Source organism: Amycolatopsis echigonensis, assembly GCF_014174495.1.
GTDB lineage: Bacteria > Actinomycetota > Actinomycetes > Mycobacteriales > Pseudonocardiaceae > Amycolatopsis > Amycolatopsis echigonensis.
Genome location: NZ_JACJHR010000081.1, coordinates 1 through 25,352 on the forward strand (window position 1 = coordinate 1; position 25,352 = coordinate 25,352).

Below are 25,352 nucleotides of genomic sequence, written 5' to 3' on the forward strand. Positions count from 1 at the left end.
GCGGCAGCGGGACCGGGGGTGCCAGGCGGGCCCCCGCCGATCTCGACGCGCACTGTCAACTCAGGAAACCGTGACCGCGGTGAACTTGACCGGCTGCTTGGGCTCGCCGGTCGAACCGTCCTGGCCGATCGCGCCGATGCCGTTCTTCGCGATCTTGTCGAGGACCTTCAGGCCCTCGTCGGAGATGCTGCCGAAGATCGTGTACTGCGGCTGCAGCGGCGCGTTGCCGTAGACCATGAAGAACTGGCTGCCGCCGCTGTTCGGCTGGCCGGTGTTGGCCATCGCGAGGATGCCGCGGCCGTACTTCGCGGTGTCGATGAACTCGTCCGGCACGGTGAAGCCCGGGCCGCCGCGGCCGTCGGTCGTCACGTCGCCCTTCGCGTCCGGGTCGCCGCACTGCAGCATCTGCAGGTCGGTGACGCCGAGGCGGTGGCAGATCGTGTCGGTGTAGAAACCCTGCTTCGCGAGGCTCTCGAACGCCTGGACCGTGCACGGCGCGAGCGAACGGTCGAGCGTCATCGGGATGTCGCCCTGGGTGGTCTTCATCGTGATGTTCACGGTCCCGGACGAGGACACGTTCTTGCCGTCCGGCGCGGTCGCCTTCTTGCCCGACGGCGGCTTGCCGCTGGGGTCGGCCGGGTACGAGCACGTCGTCGGGTTCGGCAGCGCCTTGGGGCGCTTGGGGAGCGCGGTGCGCTCGGTGGGGATGTTCGTGACGCTCGGGACCGGCGGCGCGGAACTCGACGGCGGCGCCGCGGCCGGCTGGTCGCCGCTGCCGCCGCTGTTCACGATCCACACCACGAGACCGGCGACGATGAGGACGACACCGCCGACCACTCCAGCGCCCACGATCTTGCGTCGCTTCGCCTGTTCCGCCCGGCGCACGAGCTGCCGCTCGAGTTTGCGCTTTGCGGCTTCTCGGCGCTGCTGGTTGGTCGCCACCCGCCCTCCAGTTTCCGCTCGAAGTCACACGTCTGAGGTAGCGGCAGTGTATGGGCACAGCCTGTTAGGACTCCGTACAGGGGCGGCTAGTCTTCAGCGGGTCGTGATCAAGGCCGCTTCCGGGGAGGAGGGTTCGGTGCTCGTCGCCGGGTTCGCCGCGGGTCCGCTGCGCTCGAATTGCTATCTGCTGGCTCCCGCCGCGGGAGGTCCGTGTCTCGTCGTCGACCCGGGCGAGGGAGCCGCCGAGCCGCTGGCCGGCGCGCTGGCGGAACACGCTCTGACGCCGGTCGCGCTGCTCGCCACACACGGCCATCCGGACCACGTCGGCGCGGCCGCCGAGCTGTCGCGGGCGCACGGAGTGCCGCTGCGGCTGCATCCGGGCGACGCCGAGTGGTACGACGGGCCCTTCGAACCGCTCGCCGCGGGAGAGGTCGAGGCGGCCGGGCTGGCTGTCGGGGTGCTCCCGCTGCCCGGGCACACGCCGGGTTCGGTCGCGTTCACCGTGGAGACCGGCGAGGGTGGCAGGCTGGTGTTCACGGGGGACACGCTTTTCGCCGGATCGGTCGGGCGCACCGGCGGATCCGGCTCCGATCTGGAGAATTCGTTGCGCACACTGCTCACGCTCGCCGACGACACCGTCGTGCTGCCCGGCCACGGACCGGCGACGACCATCGGACGCGAGCGCGCCGCCAACCCCTTCGTGCCGGGAGCCGTGCAGTGACCGGGAAGCCGGCGGAGCGCCTGCCGCTGTTCGCCGACGAGCCGAAGCTGCGCCGCCGCCGCGCGTGGTCCGGCGTCTTCGGCGTGCTGATCCTGGCCGCGGCGTTCGGCGGGATCGCAGGGCTGATCGGCGGGCAGCTGACCGGGCTGATCGTGGCGGCGGTCGTCGCGCTGCCGCTGATCTACGTGGTGCTGTACGCGTACCGCCGCCGGATCTGGCTGGAGGGCACGACGCTGGTGGTGCGCACGTGGGGCGTCCGGCGGGTGGACCTGGTCGAGGCACCGCGGCTGGACGTGGTGATCAGCGACGTCCGCGGCACGCGGACGGTGGCGTTGCTCGTGAACGCGGGGCACCGGCGGCGGGCGGTGAAGCTCGACCTGGCAGTGTTTTCCGGAACGGGCGGCCGCGAGCTGGGGGCGCTGCAACTGCGCCGGCTGGCGGACGCGGTGCTGAACAACACCGAGGCGAACGGGCTGGTGTTCTCGGAGCTGCTGGTGGCGGAGCTGCGCGCGGAGGCTCGGGGCGACGCGGTGGCGGAGCGGCCGTTGTACCGGCTGGCTTCGGCGGCGCCTGCCGGGAAGTACCTGCAGCGGTTTCCGATGGAAGCGGTCAGCCGGTTCGTCGCGGCGCTGTAGTTTGGCGCCGGCTCCGCCGTCGCGGCGGGATCGCCTTCATTCCGCGATCCCGCGTTGTGGTCGAGTTCGAGCAGGTCCTCAGGCGGATTATTCGTGTCCGGCGGGTTCGCGGGTGTGTTCTTCCAGGCCGTCGACGCGAGCGCGGATGCGGTCGAGCTGGTCGGCCAGTTCGGGGAGTTCCTCGGCGACGTAGGCGAGAAGCCGTTCCACGTGACGGAGGGTCGCGCGGACTTCGTCGAGTGCGGTGGCGATCCGCGGGACTGTTTCGGCGGCTTCCAGCACCGACGCGAACAAGCGGCGGATCAGGTGCACGGTGACTCGGGGTCCGGCCAGGACGGCTGAGAACACAGCCCCTCCTCGGGTGCGGGGTCGCGGTCTTCGTACCTCATCCGCGACGCCCGCGCCCGACCGGGTCAGCCAGCGTGTGGCTAGTGTGATTCAGCGGGTTTGCTGGTGCTGATGAGGTGTTCTACCGGCTCCCGTGCGGCGATCAGGGCCGCCAGGACGGTGGTCACCGGCACCGCGGCGACGATGCCGACCGAACCGGCCAGCGTCCGGATGATTTCCGCGGCGATGTCCTCGCTTCCGAGCAGCGAGCCGAGGCCTACGCCGGAGATCGCGGAGTAGAGCATCACCGGCAGTGCGGCCCCGGCGTAGGCCATCACCAGCGTGTTCACCGCGGACCCGACGTGGTCGCGGCCGATCCGCAGGCCTGAGCTGTACAGCTCCCGCCAGCTGAGCGAGGGGTTCGCGCGCCGCAGTTCCCACACCGCGCTGGTCTGGGTGATCGTCACGTCGTCGAGCACGCCCAGCGCGCCGATCACGATGCCGGCCAGCAGCAGGCCGCGGGCGTCGATGCCGTGGCCGAGCGAGGCGATCAGCGTCGTGGTGCTGTCGTCGAGGCCGGTGAGCGACGCGGCGGCGGAGAAGATCGCCGACAGGATCCCGATCAGCGCGAGGCTGACCAACGTCCCCAATACGGCGACCGAGGTTCTCGCGGACAGCCCGTGCGTCAGATACAGCGCGAGGAACATGATCGCGCCCGCCCCGGCGATCGCCACCACCAGCGGGTTCTCCCCGGCGAGGATCGCGGGCAGCACGAACAGCACGATCACCACGAAACTCAGCACCAGCGCGACGAGCGCCGCCACCCCCTGCCAGCGGCCGAGCACGAGTACGGCTATCGCGAACAGCGCGGCGAGCAGCACGAGCGGGGTGCCGCGCTGGAAATCGACGAGCGTGAACGACTGCGGATCGAGCGGATTGCCGCCGTTGTAGGCGAGCACGACCTTGTCGCCCGCGGTGAATCGCGGCGTGCTCGGTTCGATCGGCACGGTCAGCCGCACCGGTTTCCCGGCCGCCGGGCCATCGGACATCTGCAGGTCGACGGTCAGGCACGGTTTCGCGTTCGGGTCCGGCTGCGAGCCGACCTGCACCTGGCCGGGTTGCAGGCAGGGACCGGACGTCGCGGTCGTGATCGCCGCTTGCACCGGAGTGCCTTGCGGCACCGCGCTTTTCGGCAGGGAGCTGCCCCACGGGTACAGGACGATCATGCCGACGACGGTGGCCAGGGCCAGCGGGGCGAGGAGCCAGATCAGCAGCTTGCGGACCCGTTGCGACGCGGGGGCGGCCGGACCGTGGCCGTGCCCGTGACCGTGGCCGTGTCCGGTGGCCGGCGGGGTTTCCTTGGCCGCGGCGGGTTGCGGAGTGTCCTTTTCGGACTGTGGCGGCCGGGCCGGGGGACGGCGGCGGGTGCCGGGCGGTGGAGTGTCGCCCGCGCGGCGGGGCAAGCGCAGTTCGCCGGAGTGCGAGCCGCGGGCGTCAGCGGAGCCCGGTTGCGCCGAGCGCGGGGCGCCGGGCTGAGCAGGCCGCGGCGCGGCGGCACGCGGACGCCGGGGTTCGCCGGACCGCTCGGGTCGCCGTCCCGGTTCGCCGGGGCGACCGGGAGTGCCGGAACGCTCAGCCGGTCGTCCGGGTTCGCCGGTCCGGTCGGCCGGTCGCGCGGGTTCGGCGCGGCGCGGGCGGCGCGGCCCGTCCGGCCGGGCGCGCGGCGGCGAGGCCGGAGAAACCGGCGGTGGCACGGCGGAGGACGGGGACGCGGGCTCGCCCGGCACGCGCGGCAGCGGGCCGGTGTCGTCGGGGTCCTGGTCTGGGTAGTCGTGCGGTGCCACGGCGGACATCCTGCCCTCCCGGCTCCCGGTTCACCCGTACCGGGTGGGGGAGGAAGCGGGCGTTTCGTTCAGGCGTGCGCAGAACGCAGGTGCACCCGGCGATAGGCCGAGGGCGGAGTGTCGAAATGGTCCAGAAACGCTTGCCGGAGCGTCTCGGTGGAGCCGAAACCGCAGCGTCGCGCGATCGCGGTGAGCGGGAGGTCGGTGCCGGACAGCAGGCGGGCGGCGTGTTCGGCGCGCACGGTCCGCACGTATTTCCCCGGCGTGGTGCCGAGGTGGGCGTCGAACAGCCGGGTCAGCTGGCGGGTGCTGATGCCGGCCTGTTTCGCGAGCGTGTGGGCGCCAAGGTCGTCGGCGAGGTGCTCGGCGACGTACGCGGTGAGGTCGCGGACCTGCCGGTGTTCCGGCGGCGGACCGGCGAGGAACATGCTCACCTGCGCCTGGTTGCCGGGCCGCTGCAGGTAGGTGACCAGGGACCGGGCGGCCTCGCGTGCGAGCGTCGGGCCGTGGTCCTCCTCGATGAACGCGAGGGTGAGGTCGAGCCCGCTGGTGACGCCCGCCGAGGTGTAGACGTCGCCGTGCCGCACGAAGAGCGGCACCGGATCGACGGTCACCGACGGGTATTGCTCGGCGAGCCGCGCCGCGTGCGCCCAGTGCGTGGTGGCACGTCGGCCGCTCAGCAGGCCAGCGGCGGCCAGCACCGTCGCCCCGGTGCAGACGGACGCCGTGCGCTTGCTGAGCTGCGACAACCGCCGCACGTGCGCGAGCAGCCGTTCGTCCTTGGCGGCGGCGTGGTGGCCTAGTCCGCCCGCGACGACGAAGGTGTCGAGCGGGCCGCGAACCTGGTCGATCCGGACGTGCGGGGCGAGCGTGAGCCCGGACTGGCACGCGAAGGGGAGCCCGTCGACGGTGGCGAGCCGGACCTCGTACGGCCGGGCCGCGCCGAGCCGGGTGGCGGCGTCGAAAACGTCGGACACGCAGGCGATGTCGAGCAGTTCCGCGTCGGGGTACCCGAGGATCACGACCTGCCGGGCGGTACTCGGCATGGCCGCACCGTAGCAGCTCGCCCGGCCGGATCAACCGGGTTCGCAGGATTTCGGACACGCGTGTCCCGGCCACCCCGCGGGCCCGGGAGGGTGGCGGCATGACCCGGAAAACCTTCGCGTTCGTCGTGTACCCCGGCCTGACGATCCTCGACCTGGTGGGCCCGCTGCAGGTCCTCACCTCCTTCGCGGCGGCCGATCCCTCGGTCCGCGTGGCGGTCGTGGGCGAGACTCTGGAAACCACGGAAACCGACACGCCGCTGCGGATCGCGCCGAGTCACACCTTCGACCAGGTTCCGGATCCGTCCTGGGTGCTGGTGCCCGGCGGCGGCGCTCCGACGCTGCGCGCGCTCGGCGACGAGAAGCTCATCGGCTACCTCCGCCAGGCGGCGACGTCCGCCGAGCTGATGACGTCCGTGTGCACCGGCTCGCTGCTGCTCGGCCAGGCCGGCCTGCTCGAAGGCCGCGAGGCGACCACGCACTGGACTTTCCTGGACGCTCTGCGGGCGTTCGGGGCCACGCCGGTCCGGCAGCGCTGGGCCGACAGCGGCCCGGTGATCACCGCCGCCGGGGTGTCGGCGGGCATCGACCTGGCCTTGCACCTGGTGGAGCGGATGAGCGGAACGGACGCCGCGCGGCTGGTCCAGTTCGGCATCGAATACGACCCGCGGCCGCCGCTCGGCCCGCTCGACTGGTCGCTCGCCCCGCACGAGGGGATGCGGCCGTTCGTCGACCGCACGGTCCGGGAAGGTCTCGCCGATCAGCCGGAGCTGCGCGAAAAACTGCTGGCCTCGCGGTGACATTCCGGTGAACTGCCCCACCCGGCTGAGGCAGGACGGGTTTGCCGGCGCCGTGCGGACGCGTACCGTTCCGCCAATGGGTGCTCGCGGGGCTGCCGGTCTCACCGTTTTCACCAGCCGGAGGGACGGCGACATCGTGCTGGTCACGGCTGCGGGCGAGATCGACATCGCGTCGGTGGGGCAGTTCCGCTCGGCGCTGTCGGCCGCCTCCGGAGCCGGCGGGAAACTGGTCGTGGACCTGTCGCGGGTCGGTTATGTCAGCTGTGCCGGGCTGCGCGCGCTCGAAGAGACGAGCCGTGTTCGGCCAGCGCTTTCGATCGTCGCGACCGGACCGCTCGTGCTGCGTGCGTTCGCGGTGGCCGGGATCAAGGCGCCGGTGCGCCGCGGCCTGCGCGAGGCGTGCGCCGCCGCGGGGGCGTGAATCCCGGCCCGGAATCTGGGTACCCGTGAGGTGGAACCGAGATCTGCTGAGGTGATCCGTGATGTCCACCAGCACGATGTCCGGCAAGACCGCGGTGTCCGGGGGTGCAGCGGGCCTCGCTGTGCTGGCCGGGCTGTACCTGATCGCCGCGCCGTGGCTGCTGCGCTTCGGCGGGGCCGCCGAACTCGCGGTGAGCAACACCGTCGCGGGGCTGGCGATCGTCGTCTTCGCCGCCATGCGGGCCCGCGATTCCGGCGTGCTGGCCTTGACCTGGGTGCTGCCGGTGCTCGGGCTGTGGGCCGCGGTGTCTCCGTTCTTGCTTCGCTACGGCGACGAGACAGTGCCGTCGGCCGGTGCCGTGACCGGCAACGTGATCGCCGGAGTCGTCGTGGCGGCCGGTGGCGCGGCGTTGCTGCTGCGCCGCCGCTGACGTTAGCTGAGCGCGTCGGCGAGCCAGCGGCTCCAGGTCGCGCTTTCGGCGGTTTCGTCGACGTCCGGCCGGAACAGGTGATGTCCGACCGCGACCGGCATGCCGAGCAGTGACCGTTCGTGGAACCGGTAGAGGGCGTCCTCGGTGCGGACTCCGGCGAAATTCGGGGTCGAGTAGTCGAGGACGCCCTCGATTACGTCGTCGCCGACACTGAATTGGACCGCTTGCCCGGCTGAGGGTTCAGCGGGCAGGCCGAGCGCCGCCAGCAGCTTCGGCCAGGCTTCCCGGCTCGCGGACGAGGCCGGGCCATCCGCGGTCACGTAGGTCGCGAAGCGGCCGGGGAAATGGGCCAGCACCTGGGCGAGCGTGTGCAGGTACATCTCCCAGCCGACCGCGAAGGACTCGTGGTACTCGTCGTCCCAGCCGTCCTGGACGAAACCCCGGTGCACGAACCGCAGCACGGACGTGCCGCCTTCGGCCGCTTCCACGAGAAACTCCATCGCGTCGAACGTGCCGTCCTCGGCCGGCTCGCCGCGATAGGCGAACCGGCGCGGCGGGTCCCACGCGGTGATCTCCGCCTCGGTGCGCATTTCGCCGAGGCGGAACCGGATCCGCTTGGCCTCGGCGTCGACCTCGTGGCGGCCCATGAACCACGAATCGATGCCGGGCCCGGTCGCGACCGCCTCCCACACGGCCTCCGGGTCCGCGGGCAGCTGAACCTCTTTGCGCACCTCGAACTCGCGGGGCATGGGCGGCGTCCTCCTCGTGGTCGGTGTCGTTCACCGTGCCATTGACAACAATACCTGTCAATGCGGTGGCGGTTCGCTCGATCGATGCCAGACTGCGAAGGGACTCTCACGAAGGGACGCAGGCGCATGGCGACGGTGGCCGACCAGTTGATCGACGTTCTGGTGCAATCCGGGGTGCACCGGATCTACGGGGTGGTGGGCGACAGCCTCAACCCGGTGGTGGACGCGGTGCGCCGCACCGGCGGTTCGGCACGGGGCGGGATCGACTGGGTGCACGTGCGCAACGAGGAGGCCGGCGCGTTCGCCGCCGCGGCCGAGGCGCAGCTCACCGGACGCCTCGCGGTGTGCGCGGGCAGCTGCGGGCCGGGCAATCTGCATCTGCTGCAAGGGGTTTACGACGCGCACCGCTCCGGGGCGCCGGTGCTCGCGATCGCCTCGCACATCCCCTCGACGCAGATCGGCACCGGGTTCTTCCAGGAGACGCATCCGCAGCACCTGTTCGCCGAATGCTCCCACTACTGCGAGATGGTGAGCTCACCCGAGCAGATGCCGCGGCTCGCGCGGATCGCGGTGCAGAACGCAGTCGGCCGGCGCGGGGCCGCGGTGCTGGTGCTGCCCGGCGACGTGTCGCACGAGCCCGCCGCGCACGCCACTGGCGAGTCCGCTTCGCTGGGCAGTCCGCCGGCGGTGGTGCCTGCTGAGGCTGACCTCGCTCGCCTCGCCGACCGGATCGACCGGGCGGAGAAGGTGATGATCATGGCCGGCGCGGGATGCCGGGACGCGCACGACGAGGTGCTCGCGCTCGCGGACGCGGTCGGGGCGCCCGTCGGGCATTCGTTGCGGGGCAAGGAGTTCGTGCAGTACTCGAACCCGTTCGACGTCGGGATGAGCGGGCTGCTCGGCTATGGGGCCTGCTACGAGGCGATGCATGAGGCGGATCTCGTGTTGTTGCTGGGCACGGACTTCCCGTACGACAACTTCCTGCCGCAGCGGAACACCGTGCAGGTGGACATCGACCCCGCCCGGATGGGGCGTCGGTCGGTCCTCGAATTCGGGGTGCAGGGGGATGTCGGGGCGACGATTCGCGCGGTGCTGCCCCGGCTGCGGGAGCGTACTGATCGGTCGTTCTTGCATGCCATGTTGCGCAAGCACGAGCGGGGACTGCAGCGGGTCGTCGACGCTTATACCAACGAGGTGTCCAAGCACATCCCGCTGCATCCGGAGTATGTCGCGGATGTGCTGGACGAGGAAGCCGCGGACGATGCGGTGTTCACTGTGGACACTGGGATGTGCAACGTCTGGGCCGCTCGGTACGTCACGCCTAACGGGCGGCGGCGGATCCTGGGGTCGTTTGTGCACGGCAGCATGGCCAATGCGTTGCCGCACGCGATCGGGGCGCAGGCTGCCGCGCCTGGGCGCCAGGTGGTGGCGATGTGCGGCGACGGCGGGCTCGCGATGTTGATGGGGGAGCTGCTGACGCTCAAGACGCATGCGTTGCCCGTCAAGGCGGTGGTGTTCAACAACTCTTCGCTGGGGATGGTGAAGCTCGAGATGCTCGTGGACGGGTTGCCGGAGTTCGGCACCGACCACGATCAGGTGGACTTCGCGGGCATCGCCCGGGCGGCCGGGTTGCATGCGCGGCGGGTGGAGAAGCCCGGGGAGGTCCGGGAGGGGATCCGGGACATTCTGGCGCACGACGGGCCGGCGGTGCTGGATGTGGTTACGGATCCTAATGCGTTGTCTATTCCGCCTAATATCACCGCGGCGCAGGTGAAGGGGTTTGCGTTGGCGGCCAGCAAGACGGTGTTGAGCGGGGGAGTGGGGAAGATGCTGGAATTGGCCAAGTCTAATTTGCGGAATATTCCTCGGATTTGAGGTGGGGCGTCGGGGTTCGGCTCGTCGCCTGGCGGCGACATTGCGCCTTGTCTGAGTTGGGGGCACCCCGAAGCCCAGTGTGCTGACGGTTCGGGGGTGCTTGTCAAGGCGGGAAAGATGCCTTGACAAGCACCCCCGAACCGCAGGGAAGGCTTCGTATCGGGGTGCGGGGGTGGTGTGGGTGCTTGGTGGGTTGGGTGCGTTGGTTGCGGTGGGATGGGAAGGGCCTCCGAGGAAGTGGTTCCTCGGAGGCCTGTTTGTGTGTGTGGGATGTGTTATTCGGTTTCTGCCATGGCTTCTGCGAATTGGGCTGCGTAGAGGCGGGAGTAGGCGCCGCCTGCGTTGATGAGCGTTTCGTGGTTGCCTTGTTCTACGATGTTGCCGTTTTCCATCACCAGGATGACGTCGGCGTCCCGGATGGTGGAGAGGCGGTGGGCGATCACGAAGCTCGTGCGGCCGGTGCGCAGCGAGTTCATGGCGTGCTGGATCAGCACTTCGGTGCGGGTGTCCACCGAGCTCGTGGCCTCGTCCAGGATCAGGATCGCGGGCTTGGCCAGGAAGGCTCGTGCGACGGTGATCAGCTGCTTTTCGCCGGTGCTGACGGTGCCGCCTTCGTCGTCCAGCACCGTGTCGTAGCCGTCTGGGAGGGTGCGCACGAAGCGGTCCACGTAGGTTGCCTTCGCGGCTTCGATGACCTGTTCGCGGGTGACGTTGTCCGCGCCGTACGCGATGTTTTCCGCGATCGTGCCGCCGAACAGCCAGGCGTCCTGCAGGACCATGCCGGTCTTCGAGCGCAGTTCTTCGCGGTCCATGGCCTTGATGTCGACGCCGTCCAGGGTGATCCGGCCGCCGTCGATCTCGTAGAACCGCATCAGGAGGTTGACCAGCGTGGTTTTGCCCGCGCCGGTCGGGCCCACGATCGCGACGGTGCTGCCGGGTTCGACCGACAGCGACAGGTCTTCGATGAGCGGCGTGTCCTTCAGGTAGCGGAACGACACGTGCTCGAATTCGACCTTGCCGCGCACGACCTCCGGGCGCCGCGGCTGCTCCGGCTCCGGTTCCTGCTCCTTCGCGTCCAGCAGCGCGAACACCCGCTCGGCCGAGGCGACGCCGGACTGCAGCAGGTTCGCCATGCTCGCGATCTGCGTGACCGGCTGGCTGAACTGGCGCGAGTACTGGATGAACGCCTGCACGTCGCCCAGGGTCAGGCTGCCGGACGCGACCCGCAGGGCGCCGACGACCGCGACCAGCACGTAGCTCAGGTTGCCGATGAACATCATTCCCGGCTGGATCGTGCCGGAGATGAACGACGCCTTGAAGCTCGCCTCGTACAGCGCCTCGTTCTGCTGCCGGAAGAGCTCCTCGGCCTCCTTGCGGCGGCCGAAGACGTGCACCAGCGAGTGGCCCGAGTACATCTCCTCGATGTGCGCGTTGAGCTTCCCGGTCGTCGACCACTGCCGGATGAACTGCGGCTGCGCGCGTTTGCCGATCTTGGCCGCGACGAACACCGACAGCGGCACCGTCAGCAGCACGATCGCGCCCAGCAGCGGCGAGATCACGAACATCATCACCAGCACGCCCAGCACGGTGAACAGCGAAGTGACGATCTGCGACAGCGTCTGCTGCAGCGACTGCGCCAGGTTGTCGATGTCGTTGGTGACCCGGCTCAGCACCTCGCCGCGCGGCTGGCGGTCGAAATAGCGCAGCGGCAGCCGCGCGAACTTCGCCTCGATGTCCTGGCGCAGCCGGAACACCGCGCCCTGCACGAGATTCGTGGTGAGCCGCGCCTGGATGACGCCCAGGAACGCCGCGAAGACGTACAGCGCCAGCACGATCATGAGCACCTGGCCGACCGCGGTGAAGTCGACGCCGTGGCCGGGCACCAGGTCGACGCGGGTGAACATGTCGGCCAGCGTGTTCTCGCCGCGGGCCCGCAGACCCTCGATCACCTGCTCCTTGGTCGCGCCCGCCGGCAGATGCCTGCTGGACACGCCGGCGAAGATCAGGTCGGTCGCCCGCGCCAGCACCTTCGGCCCGAGGACGGTCAGCGCCACGCCGATCGCGCCGAGCACCAGCACCCCGGTCAGCGCCGCCCGTTGCGGGCGCAGCAGCCGCAGCAGCCGGGCGAGCGAACCCTTGAAGTCGAGCGGTTTCTCCGCGGGCATCCCCGCGGACATCATCCGGCCGGGCCCCGCGACGGGTTGCGGCCGCGTCTTGTCGCGGGCGACGGCGGCCGGTTCGTCGGCGTCGTGCGCGACAGCGGTTTTCGTTTCCTCGCTCACGCCGCCTCCTGCTCAGTCAGCTGCGAAAGCACGATTTCCCGGTAGGTTTCGTTGGTGTCCATCAGCTCGTGGTGGGTTCCGGTGCCGACGACGCGGCCGTCGTCGAGCACGATGATCCGGTCCGCGCCGCGGATCGTGCTGACCCGCTGCGCGACGATGACGACGGTCGCGTCGCGGGTTTCGTCGGCGAGCGCGCGGCGCAGCGCGGCGTCGGTGGCGTAGTCGAGCGCGCTGAACGAATCGTCGAACAGGTAGATCTCCGGCCGGTGCACCAGCATCCGCGCGATCGCGATGCGCTGCCGCTGACCGCCGGAGACGTTCGTGCCGCCCTGGGCGATGGGGGAGTCGAGGCCCTGTTCCATCCGTTCGACGAAGTCCTTGCCCTGCGCGACTTCCAGCGCGTGCCACAGCTCTTCGTCCGTCGCGTCCGGATTGCCGTAGCGGAGGTTGCTGGCGACCGTCCCGGCGAACAGGTACGGCTTCTGCGGCACCATGCTGACCACCGACGAGAGCACTGCCGGGTCGAGCTGGCGGACGTCCACGCCGTCCACCCGGACCGAGCCCTTCGTGGCGTCCATCAGCCGCGGGATCAGGTTGAGCAGCGTCGTCTTCCCGCTGCCCGTGCTGCCGATGATCGCGGTGGTCTCCCCGGGCCGGGCGAACAGCGACACGTCCTGCAGCACCGGCTTTTCCGCGCCGGGGTACCGGAATTCGACGCCGGTGAGGTCGAGGCGCCCGCGCTCGGCTCCGGCCGGGAGCGGCTCGGCCGGCAGGCGCACGCTCGACTCGGTGTCGAGCACCTCGGTGATCCGCTCGGCGCTGACCTCCGCGCGCGGCACCATCATGAACATGAAGGTGGCCATCATGACCGCCATCAGGATCTGCAGCAGATAGGACAGGAACGCGGTGAGCGCGCCGATCTGCATGGCCCCGCTGTCGACCCGCTGCCCGCCGAACCACAGCACGGCGACGCTCGACACGTTCACCACCAGCATCACGGTGGGGAACATCAGCGCGATCAGCCTGCCGACCCGCAGCGACACCGTGAACAGCTCGTCGTTCGCGCGGCCGAAGCGCTCGCGCTCGTGCTGGTCGCGGACGAACGCGCGGATCACCCGGATGCCCATGATCTGCTCGCGCAGGACCTGGTTGATCCGGTCGAGGCGCACCTGCATGAGCCGGAACGCCGAGCGCAGCCGCATGACGATGAGGCCGATCGCGACGCCCAGCACCGGCACGATGACGACGAGCAGCGACGACAGGGGGACATCCTGCTGCAGCGCGAGCAGGATGCCGCCGACGCACATGATCGGCGCGGACACCATCAGCGTGAAGGTGAGCGAGGCGAGCAGCTGGATCTGCTGGACGTCGTTGGTGGTGCGGGTGATCAGCGACGGCGTGCCGAACTTGCCGATCTCGCGGGCGGAGAAATCCTGCACGCGGTGGAAGACTCCGGCGCGGAGGTCGCGGCCGACGGCCGAGGCGACGCGGGCGCCGTGGTAGACGGCCCCGATCGACCCGGCGATCTGGACCAGCGTGATCAGCAGCATCACGCCGCCGATCTTGATGATGTAGCCGGTGTCGCCCTTGACGAGGCCGCCGTCGATGATGTCGGCGTTGAGCGTGGGCAGGTACAGCGCGGCGATCGTCTGCACCAGTTGCAGTGCGACGACGAGCCACAGCGCGGCCCGGTACGGGCGCAGGTAGCTGCGCAACAAGGTGACCAGCACGGTCGGGCACTCCCCCAAAAAAAGTGAATGGCGTCGGTTCGGGTCTAGCGTGCCGCGCCGGACGCGGCCAGTGCGGGCATCCCCGCGGCTGCCTCCCGCAGGAGGCCGGTGAAGATCGATACGAACTCTTCGTCGTCGGAGTCCGAATTGAGCCAGGTTTCGAAGGCGATGCGCGAAGCGTTCTGCACAATGCCCGCCATCAGCCGGGCGTGCAACGGATTTGCGTGGTCGCCCGCTCGTTCGGCGATGGCGTCGGCCAGCACGCGCTCGACGGTCGCGTACGCGCGCAGCATCTCGCCGAACAGGCCGCCGTTCTTCATCATCGCGCGCACCCGCCGCACGTCCTCGCGGTTCGGGCGGTCCTCCTCGGCGAACCGCGTGAGCGAGGCGTTGACGACCGCGTCCCAGAGCGGCTCGTCGGCGGGCCTCGCCAGAAGCGCTTCGCGCACGCGTTCCTGCCGTTCGACGATGAACGCGCAGACAGCTTCCTCCTTGCTGGAAAAGTAGTTGTTGAAGGTGCGCGGGGACACGCCCACCTCGCTCGCGATGTCCTCCACCCGCAACTGGTCGAGGCCGCGCTCGAGCGCGATCCGCAGCGCGGCGTCGGCGAGCGCCCTTCGCGCGGCTCGCTTCTTGCGCTCGCGCAGGCCCAGGGGAGCGGTGGAAGTCACCGGATCGAGAATAGCAGCGAAAGTTGCGTGGTGCGAAAAATTATGCGGACCGCGAAAATTTTCGTTCTCGCAGAGGTGTGGGGCCGCGCGGGAGATCTGTGCCAGGATGAACACATGTTCGACGGACTGCGCACGATCGTGTATCCGGCCGAGGACCTGGCGGTGGCCAAGGAGTGGTGGACCCGGGTGCTCGGGGTGCCGCCGTACTTCGACGAACCGTTCTACGTCGGGTACAGCGTCCACGGCTACGAACTGGCGCTCGACCCGAACGGCCGCGCGGAGAACGGCGACGGGCCGGTGACGTACTGGGGCGTGCCGGACGTGGAAGCCGCGGTGGCGAAGCTGGTCGGGGAGGGCGCGGCCGAGCACGCGGCGGTGACCGACTTCGGCGGCGGGATCCGGACCGCGCTGGTGCGCGCACCGGACGGCAACCTGGTCGGCGTGATCGAGAATCCGCATTTCCCGGGCTCGCCGGCTTGAGAAGAGCGCTGGCCGCGGTCGTCGCGCTGGTGCTGCTCGGCGCCGGACTGGTCGCGGCCCAGCCGTCCGTGCCGACGCCGCCGACGTATCTTCTCGGCGCGCTGAATCTGCTGCGGACGCATTCGATCGACCGGGACCGGGTCGACTGGCCGCGTGCGGAGGCCGAGGCCTTGCGCGCCGCCGAGGGGGTTTCGACCTACTCCGGGACTTATCCGGCGATCCGGACCGTGCTCGCCGAACTGGGCAACCCGCACAGCGCACTGCTCACTCCCGCGCAAGCGCGGCCACTGTCGGCGGCGACGATCGAGGTGCCGTCGAGTTCCGTGTCGGACGGCATCGCGGTGCTGAAGATTCCCGGCTTTGTCTCCGATCCCGCGGGCGAACGGCGTTACGTCGCGGCTGGGGTGGCGGCGCTGCGGGCGGTCGAAGCGCAGGCCTCGTGCGGCTGGATCGTCGATCTTCGCGACGACACCGGCGGGAACATGTGGCCGATGCTGACGGTGCTGGCTCCGTTGCTGGGGGACGGGATCGCGGGTTCGTTCTCCGCACCCGGGGCGGCTCCGACCTTCTGGTCCGTCCGCGACGGGCGGGCCTGGTCCGGCGAGGTCCCGCGCACGGACGAGGTCAACCCGGTGCGGCTGAGCCGTCCGGCACCGCCGGTCGCGGTGCTGACCTCGCGGATCACCGCCAGTTCGGGCGAGGCGACGTTGATCGCCTTCCGCGGGCTCGGCCGGGCCGCGACGTTCGGCGGGGCCACCGCGGGATTCGCCACCGCCAATGACGTGTTCGCCCTGGCCGACGGCGCGAAACTCGTCGTCACCAGCGCGGTCGACGTCGACCGGGCCGGGCGGCGCTACGGCGCGTGGCCGATCGCGCCCGATCATCCGACACCGGATCCGGACACAGGAGCCGGGCAGTGGCTGCGCGGTCGCTGCGCGTAGGCCCCGGACCTGCGCGGACTGTCGGATTCGGACGATCGCGGCTACGGTGGTGACCGAGCGTGAATACGTACCGGCGAACTCGGCGGAGGTGCGCGGCATGCGGTCGATGTGGAAGGGCTCGGTGTCCTTCGGGCTGGTCAGCATCCCGATCCAGCTGTACGCGGCGACCGAGAACAAGAACGTGTCGCTGCGCCAGGTGCACGTCGCCGACGGCGGGCGGATCCAGTACAAGCGGTTCTGCTCGATCGACGGCGAGGAGGTGCCCTACTCCGACATCGCCAAGGGCTACGAGCTGCCCGACGGCGAGATGGTCGTGATCACCGACGCCGACCTCGCCGAACTGCCGCTGCCCACCCAGCGTTCGATCGACGTGCTCGAATTCGTGCCGCTGGAGTCGATCGACCCGATCCGGTTCGACCGCACCTACTACCTGGAACCGCAGAAGAACGCGGTCAAGCCGTATGTGGTGCTGCGCGACGCGCTGCAGAAGGCGAGCCACGTGGCGATCGCGAAGGTCGCGGTGCGCCAGCGGGAGAGCCTGGCACTGCTGCGCGTCGTGGACGACGTGCTCGTGATGACCACGATGCTGTGGGCCGACGAGGTCCGCGTCCCGGATTTCCCGTTCCTGCACGAGGATCCGCCGCAGGTCCGGCCGCAGGAGGTGACGATGGCGGGGTCGCTGATCGACTCGCTGTCCGAGCCGGTGTTCGAACCGGAAAAGTACTCCGACTCCTACCGCGAAGCGCTCGAGGCGATGATCGAGGCGAAGGCGGGCGGCGGCCAGACGGTCGGCGCGCCGAAACAGGGGGAGAAGGCCGAGGTCGTCGACCTGATGGCGGCGCTGGAAGCGAGCGTGTCGGCGGCGAAGAAAACGCGCGGGCCTGCCAAGGAGAAGAAGAAAGCCGCCGGCGACGGCACAACGGCGGCGAAGAAACCGGCCGCGCGGGCTCGGCGGCCGAAAAGCGCCTGAGCGGGGTTTTCGCCGGCGCCCGGTGCTCGGGCGGAGTGTTCCGCGGCGCGGAATAGTGAAATTTCACCGTTGCCGTCCGGAAAATGCCGTTCGTCACGCCGGGTGAGCGAGTGCGGCGTACTTCACCGGACCGTGGGGGCCGACACGCCGCCCGGTATTCTGCGGCGGCGAGATTTCCAGTGGTACCAAAGAGGAGTCCGGCCCCGGAGCACCTGGCGCCGGGGACTCGAATACCTGAGCGGAAGGCGGCTGAGCATGGAGTGCGCGTTCTGCACGAGCGGCATCGACCACTGTCACGGCACCCTGGTGGTCCACCCGGACCGCGGGTTCGCCGAGTGCACCGACCCGTCCTGCCTCGACCTGGACCGGGTCCGGCACGGCCTGATCATCGACTGTCACACCCTCGACGCCGGGTGCGCCTGCACCGGAGCGGAGAAATCCCTGCTGCGGCAGGCTTCCTGACCTGCGGCGGCGGCCGGGTCCGTCGCACCGCGCAGCCGGGGCATCTCTACCCGATCGGGTACCCGGCCGTGTACAAGCTGCTTGGCGATGTGCTAACACTACCGGGGGTCCTTCGGCTCTCCCTCCCCCTCGGAGCCGGAGGACCCCTTTTTCCCGGCAGTGCCGGTCCGCTCGGTCAGTAGCGGTAATGGTCCAGTTTGTACGGTCCGTCGACGTCCACGCCGAGATACTCGGCCTGTTCCTTGGTCAGCTTGGTCAGCCGGACGCCGAGCGCGTCGAGGTGCAGCCGCGCGACCTTCTCGTCGAGGTGCTTCGGCAGCCGGTACACGTCGTTCGCGTAGCCGCCCGGCTTGCCGAACAGTTCGATCTGCGCGAGCACCTGGTTCGCGAACGACGCGGACATCACGAACGACGGGTGCCCGGTCGCGTTGCCGAGGTTCATCAGCCTGCCCTCGGACAGCACGATGATCGCGTGCCCGTCCGGGAACCGCCACGTGTGCACCTGCGGTTTGACCTCGGTTTTGACGATGCCCGGGACCTTCGCGAGCCCCGCCATGTCGATCTCGTTGTCGAAGTGGCCGACGTTCGCGACGATCGCCTGGTGCTTCATCCGCCCCATCTGCTCGGCCGAGACGATGCCGAAATTGCCGGTGGTGGTGAGGAAAATGTCGGCGCGCTCCACGACGTCGTCGAGTTCCACCACGTCGAGCCCGTCCATCGCGGCCTGCAGCGCGCAGATCGGGTCGATCTCCGTCACCGCGACGCGCGCGCCCTGTCCGCGCAGCGCCTCGACCGCGCCCTTGCCGACGTCGCCGTACCCGCACACGACGGCGTACTTGCCGCCGATCATCACGTCGGTGCCCCGATTGAGGCCGTCCGGGAGCGAATGGCGGATTCCGTACCGGTTGTCGAACTTCGACTTCGTGACCGAGTCGTTGACGTTCATCGCCGGGAACAGCAGTTCGCCGGCGGCCGCGAGCTGGTACAGCCGGTTCACGCCCGCCGTGGTCTCCTCGGTGACCCCGCGGATCGCGCCGGCGATCCGGGTGAACCGCTGCGGATCCTCGGCCAGGCTGGCCGCCAGGGTGCGCAGCAGGATCCGGTAGTCCTCCGGATCGTCCTCGCGCGCGGCGGGCACCGCGCCCGCCTTCTCGAACTCGGCTCCCTTGTGGACGAGCAGGGTCGCGTCGCCGCCGTCGTCGAGGATCATGTTCGGCGGTTCGCCGCCGGGGAAACGGCACAGCTGGTCGGTGCACCACCAGTATTCGTCGAGGGTTTCGCCCTTCCACGCGAATACCGCGGCGCCCTCGGGACGCTCCGGGGTTCCGTCCGGGCCGACGACGACCGCCGCGGCCGCCTCGTCCTGGGTGGAGAAGATGTTGCAGGACACCCAGCGCACCTCGGCGCCGAGCGCGACGAGCGTTTCGATCAGCACCGCGGTCTGCACGGTCATGTGCAGCGAGCCCGCGATACGCGCGCCCTTGAGCGGCTGGGACTCCGCGAACTCGCGGCGCAGCGCCATCAGTCCGGGCATTTCGTGCTCGGCGAGGTCGAGCTGGATGCGTCCGGCCGCGGCGAGCGACAGGTCGGCGACCGCGAACTCGAGGGCGTCGACGGTACGCAGGGTAGGCGACATTGTCCGGTCCTTTCGGGGTTTTTCGGGCAGAATGGAGCACCGGCGTCTTGCTGGCGCTCACAAGGGGAGGCGCGCGCGGTGCTTGTCAGGCCAGAATGCCGGGCATGACCGAGCGCGCGTTGACTTTCGGGGCGGTGGCGCAGGCGTACGAGCGGTACCGCCCGGGATATCCCGCCGAACTAGCCGAGCGGGTGCTGGACTACGCGGGCACGCCGGTCGCCGACGCGCTCGAAATCGGGGCCGGGACAGGGAAAATGACCCGGGTGTTCGCGGGCCGGGGGATCGCGGTCACCGCGACCGATCCGGATCCGGCGATGCTCGCCGAACTGCGCAAGCACGTGCCCGCCGAGGTCGAGACGCGGCAAGGCGCGCTGGAGGACCTGCGGCCGGAGCGGCAGTACGGGCTGGTGTACTCGGCCGCGGCCCTGCACTGGACGGACCCGGCCGGGCGGTGGCCGCGGATCGCCGCGCTGCTCGCCCCCGGCGGGGTGTTCGCGTCGGTCGGCGGACCCGCCGAGCTGGCGGATCCCGTTGTGCGGCAAGCGGTCGAGGAGGCGCAGGCTCCGTTTCTGGACAGCGCGGAGATCCCGTCGCCGGACGGCACACCGCCGGAGAGCAAGCTGCGGTGGCCGGGCACGGAACTCGAGAAGTCCCAGCTGTTCGCCGATGTCCGGCAGTTCGTCGTCTCGGAGCGGCTGACGCTGCGCGCGGACGAGTACGTCGGTCTGCTGTCCACGGTCTCCGCGTACCTGATGCTGCCGATTTCGGTGCGGCAACAGGTTTTCCAGCGGATTCGGCAGGTGTTGCCGGACACGGTCGAGCTGGCCGCCGACCACACGGTGCACGTCGCGCGACGGCGCTGACCGGGCCGGAATCGTCAGTAACACGCGGCACCTCCTGAACCAGGAGGCGCCCTTCTCTCGAAGTCCCGCGGGCCGAGCGTGGCGGGAAACCCCGTCGCAGCGCCTCTCGGCCCGGAGCCGCACCCAGGCGGGTGCGTCGATTCCACCTTGGCAAGGCCGGTCCGCACCTGTCAAGCGCGCGGGAACTCCGCACGGACGCCGAGCAGTCGCACCGGCTTGCCGAAAGTGAAGCGGCCCAACAGGTCTTGCGCCGCCGCGGAGAGCACAGCCGGATCCGAGGACGGTGCGGGCAGCGTCACGCTGTGCGTGTGGGTCAGGAAGGGCGCGAACCGCACCTTGACCGCGACGCGGGCAGCGGGACGTCCCTCGTCAGCGACGTCCTGCGCGACGCGTTCGGCGAGAGTCGCGGTCTCTCGGGCGATGGCTTCCGGGTCGGTGAGGTCTTGCTGGAATGTTGTTTCCCTGCTTCGGGAACGCGCGACGTACGGGGTGGCGCTCACCTCGGCGTCGCCGATGCCGCCGGCCAGCAGTCGGTACCAGGGGCCGAGTTTCGGCCCGAACCGCGCGGCGAGCGCGTCGGGATCGGCGGCGGCGAGATCGAGAATGGTGGAGTATCCGGCCTCGGCGAGTTTCTTCGCGGTTTTCCGGCCGATTCCCCATAACGCGTCGGTGGGCCGTTCGGCCATGACGTCCCACCAGTTTTCCTGGGTGAGCCGGTAGATTCCGGCCGGTTTCGCGAAACCGGTGGCGAGTTTGGCGCGGAGTTTGTTGTCGCCGATTCCGACGGACGACGAGAGCCCGGTTTCTTCTTCGATTCCGCGCCGGATTTCCGCGGCGAGCGCTTCGGGATCGTCGGCGGTGGCGCCGAGGAACGCTTCGTCCCAGCCGAGCACCTCGACGACCGCCGGGAATTCCCGCAGCCGGGCCATCACGCGGTCGGAGACCTCCTGGTACGCCGGGGCGTCGACCGGGAGGAGGACGGCGTCCGGGCAGCGTTTGACGGCCAGCCGCAGCGGCATGCCGGAGTCGACGCCGAACTCGCGCGCCTCGTAGGACGCGGTGGCCACGACGGCGCGCTCGGCCGGATCGCCTTTCCCGCCGACGATCACCGGCCGCCCGCGCAGCTCCGGCCGCCGGGCGACCTCGACGGCCGCGATGAACTGGTCGAGGTCGACGTGCAGCACCCAGTCGGACACCGGACCAGTGTGCGGTGCGGGGGTCGGGCGGCGCATCCGGAGGCGGGCGGCGGGGTGTGCTGGCCGGGTCGCGGCCCGGACGGGGCTGGTGGTCGGGGAGCGCGGTGTAGTCCGGCGATGGTGGGTGGCGGGGGAAGGGGTGTCCGGTGGACGTCGGCGGTGGGCTAGAGGTGTGCTGGCCAGGCGGGCTGGGGGGTCGAGTTGTGTGTGCTCTGGTCCGGTGAGTTCAGTGCCTGCGGAAGCGGCGTTCCGGCCAGAGGGCATCCGCTTTGGCCATGAGCGGCCGTCACGGGCGGACGCGGACCAGCACCGCGGGGAGTCCGGCGGAGCGGATCAGCCGGTCACCGGCGGTCGCGGCAGCGGGCCAGGTGCGCGGCCACCCCGCCCGCCGCGGCGAACAGGGCGCAGACCGTCAGCGCCGGACTCGATCCGGCGATTCCCGCGACCAGGAGGCCGCACGCGGCGACGTCCAGCAGGATCGCGAACGCGGTGAGCAGCACGGCGGAGCGGGCCGGTTTGCCGCGGCGCAGGGCGGCCGCCAGTTCCGGGTCGCTGGTTTCGAACCAGCGCTCGATCTTGTCCAGCTCGACGCGTTCGTGATGACTGAGCATGGAGTTCTCCTTCGGCGGCCCGCGTGCCGTCATCGGGGAGATACCCGCCCTGTCCCCTGGTGAACCGCGTCACTTCGGATTCACCCGACTGTCCGAATCCGGGCGAATTCCGGCGGTTTCGGTCACGGTGCGCGGTCGGCCGGACCGTCCACAAAGGTCCGCAAAGGTCCGCAAAAGTCACGGAGCGCACGCGGGCTCCGGCCCGGCGTAGCCCTCTCGCGACGAATCGTCGATGCCGAGCTCGCAGGGGATCGACGGGTCCACGCGGTTGCCTTCGACGCGGGCGCCGGTGGAGTGGATCGCCAGGCCGATCGCGTGATCGGGCCCCGCGGCGAAGGCGTTGCCCGTGATGGTGGCCTGCTGGACGTCCTCGAACATCAGCGTCTGCGAAGCCACCAGCGTCTCGCAGAAGTTGTCCTTGATCAGGAAATCCGTCGTGTGGCCTTTTCCGTCGCCCTCGCCGTCGTTCGGGCCTTCGGCCATCAGGCACATGTTGTCGATTTTCTCGCAGCGGTTCCCTTCGATCCGGACGTGGTTGCTCGGCGGGCTGTCGCTGGAAAAGGTCTGCATGCAGTCGGCGTGCGCACCGTCGCGGTTCGACGTCCGGCTGATGGTGTTGTGCTCGATCGCGAGGTAATCGCCGAAGAAGCGGATGCCGTCGCCGTCTCCGCCTTGCGGGGCGGTGATTCTGGTGTTCCTCAGGGTCACGTGATTGCCGCGGATTTCCACGCCGGGCGCGGACGGTCTGTCGAGGGTGAATCCGTCGACGACGACCCAGTCGGCGTCGACGTCGATGCCGCGGACGGATTGCCCGCCGCCGGAGTACACGCGCGGCTGATCCGGGGTGCCGCCCGCGGTGAGGTGCAGCCGGGGCCCGGCGGCCTGTGCGGACGGGGCGAAGGCAACGGCCAGGACCGCGGTGACGGCGAGGGCGAGGGCGCGCATCGGTCTCCTTCTTTCGCTCGGTCGGGGGACGCGGCGAAGGTAGGTCCGGACGACGGGAGGGGTCCCGGGCCGCTTTCTGCGAACGGAGGCGATGCAGTATCGTTACTGCGAGTTACCTCACAGGGGTCGGACCACGCCGAGGGGAGCGTCGGTGCACGCGGACCAGCTCATCGCGGACCGGTACCGGCTGCTGGAACGCGTCGGCAGCGGCGGCATGGGCGTCGTCTGGCGGGCGCGCGACGACCGGCTCGACCGCGAGGTGGCGCTCAAGCAGGCCCGGCTGTCCGACGTGGTGAGCGGGCGGACGCTGCGCCGCGAGGCCCGGCTGGCGGCCGGGGTGCTGCACCCGAACGTGGTCACCTTCTTCGACGTCGCCGCCGAGGGCGACGAGCTGTGGCTGGTGATGGAGTACGTCCCGTCGCGCAGTCTCGCTGAAATCCTCGCCGCGGAAGGGCGGCTGCCCGCGCACACGGTCGCCGAGATCGGCGTGCAGATCGCGGCGGCGCTCGGCGCGGTGCACGAGCACGGCATCGTGCACCGCGACGTCAAGCCGGGCAACGTCCTGATCGCCTCGGACGGCCGCGCGAAGCTCACCGATTTCGGGATCTCCCGCTCGGTCCGCACGGACGAGACGGTGACGGATTCGCCGCTCATCGGAGGTACGCCGGACTACCTCGCCCCGGAGGTCGCGCAAGGGCATCCGCCCACCGCGGCGTCGGACGTTTTTTCCTTGGGGGCAACGCTTTTCGCCGCCGTCGAAGGTTCGCCGCCGTTCTCGGGCGGCAATGAGTACGCCACCATCCGCCGGGTCGCCGAGGGCGCGGTCCCGCGTGCGCGGCACGCGGACGGTCTCGCGCCGACGCTGGAACTGCTGATGCGGCGCGATCCCGCCGAACGGCCGACCGCGGTGTCGGCGGGGGAACTGCTGGCCGAGGGGATCGACGCGCTGCCGGTTGAGGTGCCGCGGCGGCGGCGCAACCGGCGCGGGCTGCTGATCGCCGGGGTGGCGGTCGCGGCGGTCGCCATCGTGGGCACCGCGTATTTCGTGACGCGCCCGGCGAAAACCACCGCCGCTCCGCCGACCGCGCCGGTTGCGCAGGCGAAACTCGGAATCGGTCCCGACCCGCGGGCCGCGGACCCGTGCCGGCTGGTCGATGCCGCTCCGCTGAGGCCGTTCGGCGACCCGGAAACGGTCCCGGACTACGGGAACTTCAACCGCTGTGACGCGGTCCTGCGGCGCGGCGACCTGCAGGCGGACGTCAAGGTGGAGCTGGAGAGCCCTCCTGTGGGCGGCGCCGCGCCGGAGGGCGCGCAGTCGAAATCCGGGCCGTTCACGGTGTTCGCCGCTCCGCCGACAGACCAGTGCGAGCGGCTGATCCAGCTGCAGGACCGGTTTCTGGTGCACGTGACGGTGTCCCAAGACAACGGATACCAGCTCAACCTCTGCCAGGCCGCTGACACCGCGGTCGGTTCGGCGACGAAAGCCATGGCGGCGGCCGGGGTTCCGGCGCGTGCGACGGCGTTCCCGGCGGGTTCCCTGGCGTACGCGGACGCGTGCTCGCTTCTCGACGCGGGCACGGTCGCTTCGGCGGCCGGAGTCGGCGCGCCGGTCCGGACGGAGCCCGGCTTCGGCGGCTGGCGGTGCGACTGGAACAGCCCGGCGGCCAGCCGCTCGGTGACCGTGTTGTTCGACCGGGATCAGCCGCCGGACGGCACGACCGGCCGGCTTGTGCGGGTCGGCGGCCACGACGCGTATCTCAAGACCGACGGCTTCGCCGAGGGAAGCTGCCAGGCGGTCCTCGTCTACCGTACCTACACCGACGCGCACGGGGACCCGCGGGTGGAACGGCTGCTGGTCGTGGTGAAAGGGGACGGGCCGCCCGACCGGCTCTGCGCGCCGGTGTCCGCCTTGGCCGGTTCGCTGGCCGGAAAGCTGCCGAAGACATGACCGCGTTCGCCGGCGGCACGCCGGAAGAGCTGGGCCCGGACCACGGCAGCCTCGCGCACGGCGTCCCGCCTTCCCCTCCGGGCACGATCTTCGCGCTCGCCGTCACCGGCGGCGTGCGGATGCCTCCGCGCGACGGCAGGCAGGTGCTGTTCGGGCGCAACCGCGACGACGTGCACGTGTGCGTCGGCGAGGACGACCGGAAGGTCAGCCGGAAACAGGGATTCCTGGTGCGCCGCCGCGATTCCTGGTGGATCCACAACACCGGGAGGCTGCCGATCCGGCTGCCCGGTTCGCGGCTGCTGTTCCCGGACGAGGAACCGGTGCCGCTGGCCGAGGGCTACACGGCGGCGTTCGTGCGCGGTTCGGCCGGGCGCGAGCATCTGCTCGAGGTGTACGTCGCGGGCGCGGACGGCCGCCGCCCGGATTCGCGGCCGCAGGACGTGACCGAACCGCCGCGGATGTGGCGGCTCACGCCGGACGAACGGCTCGTCCTCGTCTCGCTCGCGCAGCGGTATCTGCTGCAGGACAAGTATCCGCAGCCGCTCGCGTGGCGGCAGGTCGCGGAGCAGCTGTCGGAGCTGAAACCGGAGGCGCGCTGGAGCAGCAAGCGCGTCGAGCACCTCGTCGGCGCCGTGCGCGCCCGGCTGGCCCGCGCCGGGGTGGCCGGGCTGACCCGGGAAGAGGTCGGCGAACCGGTCGGGAACGCGCTCAACGACAACCTGATCAAGGAACTGCTGCTGTCGACGTCGCTGGTCCCGCCGGACCTGGCGCTGCTCGAGCCCGACGACGATCCGGGAGGGGTCCCGGCCTCTCCTGCTTGACTCGGGACG

General features: G+C 70.4%; 25 protein-coding genes. 13 read left to right on the top strand and 12 right to left on the bottom strand.

The features are described 5' to 3' along the window. Nucleotides 1–60: 60 nt before the first annotated feature. Nucleotides 61–942: a peptidylprolyl isomerase gene (locus H5411_RS37205; protein WP_183126503.1), complete on the bottom strand. Its 882-nt coding sequence runs from the start codon at nt 940–942 to the stop codon at nt 61–63. A gap of 136 nt (nt 943–1,078) precedes the next feature. Between H5411_RS37205 and H5411_RS37210 the strand changes: the two genes are divergently transcribed. Continuing rightward, nucleotides 1,079–1,663: an MBL fold metallo-hydrolase gene (locus H5411_RS37210; RefSeq protein ID WP_183126514.1), complete on the top strand. Its 585-nt coding sequence runs from the start codon at nt 1,079–1,081 to the stop codon at nt 1,661–1,663. Next, a complete protein-coding gene (locus H5411_RS37215) occupies nt 1,660–2,298 on the top strand; it encodes a hypothetical protein (protein ID WP_183126504.1) in 639 nt (212 codons plus the stop codon). Before H5411_RS37210 ends, H5411_RS37215 begins: the two co-directional genes overlap by 4 nt. 87 nt (nt 2,299–2,385) lie before the next feature. On the opposite strand, the gene H5411_RS37220 is transcribed toward H5411_RS37215, so the two are convergent. The 3 genes from H5411_RS37220 to H5411_RS37230 form a co-directional block, all read right to left on the bottom strand. Further along, a complete protein-coding gene (locus H5411_RS37220; RefSeq protein ID WP_183126505.1) occupies nt 2,386–2,646 on the bottom strand; it encodes a hypothetical protein in 261 nt (86 codons plus the stop codon). Nucleotides 2,647–2,726: 80 nt separating this feature from the next. After that, nucleotides 2,727–4,094, bottom strand: a complete 1,368-nt coding sequence (locus tag H5411_RS37225) for a YibE/F family protein (RefSeq protein ID WP_376772273.1) — start codon at nt 4,092–4,094, stop codon at nt 2,727–2,729. 443 nt (nt 4,095–4,537) lie between these two features. Next, entirely contained in the window at nt 4,538–5,515 is a 978-nt protein-coding gene (locus H5411_RS37230; RefSeq protein ID WP_183126507.1) for a GlxA family transcriptional regulator, read from the bottom strand. 98 nt (nt 5,516–5,613) lie between these two features. Here H5411_RS37230 and H5411_RS37235 point away from each other — a divergent pair, with 98 nt between their 5' ends. The 3 genes from H5411_RS37235 to H5411_RS37245 all read left to right on the top strand — a co-directional run bounded on the left by H5411_RS37235 (nt 5,614) and on the right by H5411_RS37245 (nt 7,163). Continuing rightward, a complete protein-coding gene (locus tag H5411_RS37235; protein ID WP_183126508.1) occupies nt 5,614–6,312 on the top strand; it encodes a DJ-1/PfpI family protein in 699 nt (232 codons plus the stop codon). Between the two features lie 76 nt (nt 6,313–6,388). Then, nucleotides 6,389–6,733, top strand: a complete 345-nt coding sequence (locus H5411_RS37240; RefSeq protein WP_183126509.1) for an STAS domain-containing protein — start codon at nt 6,389–6,391, stop codon at nt 6,731–6,733. A 61-nt stretch (nt 6,734–6,794) separates the two neighbouring features. Then, nucleotides 6,795–7,163, top strand: coding sequence for an SPW repeat protein (locus H5411_RS37245; RefSeq protein WP_183126510.1), 369 nt, complete (start codon nt 6,795–6,797; stop codon nt 7,161–7,163). 2 nt (nt 7,164–7,165) lie between these two features. Here H5411_RS37245 and H5411_RS37250 read toward each other — a convergent pair whose 3' ends face one another. Beyond that, entirely contained in the window at nt 7,166–7,912 is a 747-nt protein-coding gene (locus tag H5411_RS37250; RefSeq protein WP_183126511.1) for an SRPBCC family protein, read from the bottom strand. A 126-nt stretch (nt 7,913–8,038) separates the two neighbouring features. On the opposite strand from H5411_RS37250, the gene H5411_RS37255 reads away from it, so the two are divergent. Further along, a complete protein-coding gene (locus H5411_RS37255) occupies nt 8,039–9,787 on the top strand; it encodes a pyruvate dehydrogenase (protein ID WP_101440502.1) in 1,749 nt (582 codons plus the stop codon). 275 nt (nt 9,788–10,062) lie between these two features. On the opposite strand, the gene H5411_RS37260 is transcribed toward H5411_RS37255, so the two are convergent. The 3 genes from H5411_RS37260 to H5411_RS37270 form a co-directional block, all read right to left on the bottom strand. Further along, on the bottom strand, nt 10,063–11,952 hold the full coding sequence (locus tag H5411_RS37260) for an ABC transporter ATP-binding protein (RefSeq protein WP_208637764.1): 1,890 nt from the start codon (nt 11,950–11,952) through the stop codon (nt 10,063–10,065). 113 nt (nt 11,953–12,065) lie between these two features. After that, on the bottom strand, nt 12,066–13,799 hold the full coding sequence (locus tag H5411_RS37265) for an ABC transporter ATP-binding protein (protein ID WP_101440500.1): 1,734 nt from the start codon (nt 13,797–13,799) through the stop codon (nt 12,066–12,068). 44 nt (nt 13,800–13,843) lie between these two features. Further along, nucleotides 13,844–14,470, bottom strand: coding sequence for a TetR/AcrR family transcriptional regulator (locus H5411_RS37270; protein WP_101441387.1), 627 nt, complete (start codon nt 14,468–14,470; stop codon nt 13,844–13,846). 114 nt (nt 14,471–14,584) lie between these two features. Here H5411_RS37270 and H5411_RS37275 point away from each other — a divergent pair, with 114 nt between their 5' ends. From H5411_RS37275 to H5411_RS37290, 4 genes are all read left to right on the top strand, one after another. After that, entirely contained in the window at nt 14,585–14,950 is a 366-nt protein-coding gene (locus H5411_RS37275; RefSeq protein ID WP_101440499.1) for a VOC family protein, read from the top strand. Further along, on the top strand, nt 14,947–15,891 hold the full coding sequence (locus H5411_RS37280) for a S41 family peptidase (RefSeq protein ID WP_101440498.1): 945 nt from the start codon (nt 14,947–14,949) through the stop codon (nt 15,889–15,891). The genes H5411_RS37275 and H5411_RS37280 overlap by 4 nt, the downstream gene beginning before the upstream one ends. 97 nt (nt 15,892–15,988) lie before the next feature. Beyond that, nucleotides 15,989–16,861 (top strand): non-homologous end joining protein Ku, encoded by an 873-nt coding sequence (gene ku / locus H5411_RS37285; RefSeq protein WP_101441386.1) that lies wholly within the window; start codon nt 15,989–15,991, stop codon nt 16,859–16,861. Between the two features lie 255 nt (nt 16,862–17,116). Then, nucleotides 17,117–17,323, top strand: a complete 207-nt coding sequence (locus H5411_RS37290; RefSeq protein ID WP_101440497.1) for a hypothetical protein — start codon at nt 17,117–17,119, stop codon at nt 17,321–17,323. Nucleotides 17,324–17,498: 175 nt separating this feature from the next. On the opposite strand, the gene ahcY is transcribed toward H5411_RS37290, so the two are convergent. Continuing rightward, entirely contained in the window at nt 17,499–18,959 is a 1,461-nt protein-coding gene (ahcY, locus tag H5411_RS37295; protein ID WP_101440496.1) for an adenosylhomocysteinase, read from the bottom strand. Nucleotides 18,960–19,063: 104 nt separating this feature from the next. Here ahcY and H5411_RS37300 point away from each other — a divergent pair, with 104 nt between their 5' ends. Further along, on the top strand, nt 19,064–19,822 hold the full coding sequence (locus H5411_RS37300; protein WP_101440495.1) for a class I SAM-dependent methyltransferase: 759 nt from the start codon (nt 19,064–19,066) through the stop codon (nt 19,820–19,822). Nucleotides 19,823–19,992: 170 nt separating this feature from the next. On the opposite strand, the gene H5411_RS37305 is transcribed toward H5411_RS37300, so the two are convergent. From H5411_RS37305 to H5411_RS37315, 3 genes are all read right to left on the bottom strand, one after another. Continuing rightward, nucleotides 19,993–21,054, bottom strand: coding sequence for a DNA polymerase IV (locus H5411_RS37305; RefSeq protein WP_101440494.1), 1,062 nt, complete (start codon nt 21,052–21,054; stop codon nt 19,993–19,995). 305 nt (nt 21,055–21,359) lie between these two features. Continuing rightward, nucleotides 21,360–21,629, bottom strand: coding sequence for a DUF3040 domain-containing protein (locus tag H5411_RS37310; RefSeq protein ID WP_101440493.1), 270 nt, complete (start codon nt 21,627–21,629; stop codon nt 21,360–21,362). A gap of 177 nt (nt 21,630–21,806) precedes the next feature. After that, entirely contained in the window at nt 21,807–22,574 is a 768-nt protein-coding gene (locus H5411_RS37315) for a right-handed parallel beta-helix repeat-containing protein (protein ID WP_101440492.1), read from the bottom strand. Nucleotides 22,575–22,725: 151 nt separating this feature from the next. Between H5411_RS37315 and H5411_RS37320 the strand changes: the two genes are divergently transcribed. Beyond that, a complete protein-coding gene (locus tag H5411_RS37320; protein WP_158242590.1) occupies nt 22,726–24,522 on the top strand; it encodes a serine/threonine-protein kinase in 1,797 nt (598 codons plus the stop codon). Next, entirely contained in the window at nt 24,519–25,343 is an 825-nt protein-coding gene (locus H5411_RS37325) for an FHA domain-containing protein (protein WP_101440490.1), read from the top strand. The genes H5411_RS37320 and H5411_RS37325 overlap by 4 nt, the downstream gene beginning before the upstream one ends. Nucleotides 25,344–25,352: the final 9 nt, after the last annotated feature.

What these genes read in the sequence shown, in the direction of transcription:
- H5411_RS37230 (WP_183126507.1), bottom strand. Translation starts at nt 5,515, where the DNA reads ATGCCGAGTACCGCCCGGCAGGTCGTGATCCTCGGGTACCCCGACGCG.
- H5411_RS37235 (WP_183126508.1), top strand. Translation starts at nt 5,614, where the DNA reads ATGACCCGGAAAACCTTCGCGTTCGTCGTGTACCCCGGCCTGACGATC.
- H5411_RS37240 (WP_183126509.1), top strand. Translation starts at nt 6,389, where the DNA reads ATGGGTGCTCGCGGGGCTGCCGGTCTCACCGTTTTCACCAGCCGGAGG.
- H5411_RS37245 (WP_183126510.1), top strand. Translation starts at nt 6,795, where the DNA reads ATGTCCACCAGCACGATGTCCGGCAAGACCGCGGTGTCCGGGGGTGCA.
- H5411_RS37250 (WP_183126511.1), bottom strand. Translation starts at nt 7,912, where the DNA reads ATGCCCCGCGAGTTCGAGGTGCGCAAAGAGGTTCAGCTGCCCGCGGAC.
- H5411_RS37255 (WP_101440502.1), top strand. Translation starts at nt 8,039, where the DNA reads ATGGCGACGGTGGCCGACCAGTTGATCGACGTTCTGGTGCAATCCGGG.
- H5411_RS37260 (WP_208637764.1), bottom strand. Translation starts at nt 11,952, where the DNA reads ATGCCCGCGGAGAAACCGCTCGACTTCAAGGGTTCGCTCGCCCGGCTG.
- H5411_RS37275 (WP_101440499.1), top strand. Translation starts at nt 14,585, where the DNA reads ATGTTCGACGGACTGCGCACGATCGTGTATCCGGCCGAGGACCTGGCG.
- ku (WP_101441386.1), top strand. Translation starts at nt 15,989, where the DNA reads ATGCGGTCGATGTGGAAGGGCTCGGTGTCCTTCGGGCTGGTCAGCATC.
- H5411_RS37290 (WP_101440497.1), top strand. Translation starts at nt 17,117, where the DNA reads ATGGAGTGCGCGTTCTGCACGAGCGGCATCGACCACTGTCACGGCACC.
- ahcY (WP_101440496.1), bottom strand. Translation starts at nt 18,959, where the DNA reads ATGTCGCCTACCCTGCGTACCGTCGACGCCCTCGAGTTCGCGGTCGCC.
- H5411_RS37300 (WP_101440495.1), top strand. Translation starts at nt 19,064, where the DNA reads ATGACCGAGCGCGCGTTGACTTTCGGGGCGGTGGCGCAGGCGTACGAG.
- H5411_RS37305 (WP_101440494.1), bottom strand. Translation starts at nt 21,054, where the DNA reads ATGCGCCGCCCGACCCCCGCACCGCACACTGGTCCGGTGTCCGACTGG.
- H5411_RS37310 (WP_101440493.1), bottom strand. Translation starts at nt 21,629, where the DNA reads ATGCTCAGTCATCACGAACGCGTCGAGCTGGACAAGATCGAGCGCTGG.
- H5411_RS37315 (WP_101440492.1), bottom strand. Translation starts at nt 22,574, where the DNA reads ATGCGCGCCCTCGCCCTCGCCGTCACCGCGGTCCTGGCCGTTGCCTTC.
- H5411_RS37325 (WP_101440490.1), top strand. Translation starts at nt 24,519, where the DNA reads ATGACCGCGTTCGCCGGCGGCACGCCGGAAGAGCTGGGCCCGGACCAC.